Below are 1,260 nucleotides of genomic sequence, written 5' to 3'. Positions count from 1 at the left end.
CAGCAGGGCTGGCTCTTGTTCATGGATAAACTGACGGAAAGCGTCGCGGTCAAGCCGCCGCCGCTGGGTGATGCGGTATTGTGGGGTGGCAATCGCCAACTCGAAAACAGAAGTGGCAAGGTCGATGGTGATAATGGTATTTTTCATGCTTGGTCTCCATGGTTTTCAGCGTTTAACAGTGGCACTATGATGCCGTGCTGGGGCTGTGGAGACCATTCCATCATTCGACGACGGACGCGGTGACAACCCGCGATTCTTACTTTCTACTCCCCGCCGCGCCCGTCAATTCAGACGTTAGAGATTAAAAAGGTAAACCAATGATTCTTACAAAAGCCGGATTTGAAGCAGAAAAAAAAGATAAGATTGATCCTAAAGCTCTGGAAGGATTCTTTGCATCAAAAGAAAAAGAATATAAAATCATTGCTACTGTTGTTACTGATGTGCAAATACCTGAAATATTTGATATTAAAATAGACAATAATTCTATCTCAATAGAGCAACAACCTAAAAATCAAGGTCTCGTTGGGGATTGTGTTTATAAAGTTACTGCCAATATTATTGCTCAGTGGCATAACATAGCTGAAGATATTTTAGAAAAATTTATTAATGATTACTTTACCCTTCTAGGTAGTCATATAGAGATAAAAAGACCATTTGTCATATACTTTAAAGTAAATAACCAATGGCACAGTCATCCCTCAATGGTTCTTAGCATGAAGTCGATAAGACACGTTGCCGATAATGAAGCTAAAGAAGCCATAGAATTAAGCATCAAAATAAATAGTTTAAGGTATTCTAATACACCAAAATCTACATTGGATAAATTTGAAAAAATTCTTTCCTTATTGAAGCGAGGGACTTTACTAAAAAATAGCTATCGCCAAGAGGCATTTCTTTGTTTTTATAAAGTGACCGAGATGATCTCAGAGGACTTAAAAATTAATATATATTCATCTTTAGAGTATCCTGATGATGTTCTTGAGATGAGCGAGCTGGGTGTTATATAGTCTTTTCATTTTAGTCGGCTACACTTTGTCTGTTGAATGCGTAATCAATCGCGTCGTCCAGGGTGCTACCTTTTCCCATGGCCAGACGCGCATAATGTTTCAAGGTTGCCCAGCATTGCTCGATGGGGTTGAGATCAGGCGAATAAGCGGGTAACTGAATGATACGAATCTGGTATTTCATGGCAATCGCCTCCAGGTCACCGCCTAAATGGAAGCTCGCATTGTCCCAGACAAGCACATAAGGTTTGGGCTT

Annotated in this window: 2 protein-coding genes; one reads left to right on the top strand and one right to left on the bottom strand. The window is 40.3% G+C overall.

Annotated features, from left to right (window positions below; translation table 11 throughout):
- Nucleotides 1-317: 317 nt before the first annotated feature.
- Nucleotides 318-1,007 (top strand): hypothetical protein, encoded by a 690-nt coding sequence (locus THINI_RS00365; protein ID WP_002706576.1) that lies wholly within the window; start codon nucleotides 318-320, stop codon nucleotides 1,005-1,007.
- A gap of 10 nt (nucleotides 1,008-1,017) precedes the next feature.
- On the opposite strand, the gene THINI_RS22980 is transcribed toward THINI_RS00365, so the two are convergent.
- On the bottom strand, nucleotides 1,018-1,260 hold a 243-nt coding region (locus THINI_RS22980), incomplete at its 5' end, for a transposase (RefSeq protein WP_211206948.1).

This window comes from Thiothrix nivea DSM 5205 (assembly GCF_000260135.1).
Taxonomy (GTDB): domain Bacteria; phylum Pseudomonadota; class Gammaproteobacteria; order Thiotrichales; family Thiotrichaceae; genus Thiothrix; species Thiothrix nivea.
Note: the sequence above shows the minus strand (reverse complement) of the source record. Positions and strands in the feature narration are given on the sequence as shown.

Excerpts from the sequence above, each read along its gene's own strand:
- THINI_RS00365 (WP_002706576.1), top strand. The coding sequence starts at position 318 with ATGATTCTTACAAAAGCCGGATTTGAAGCAGAAAAAAAAGATAAGATT.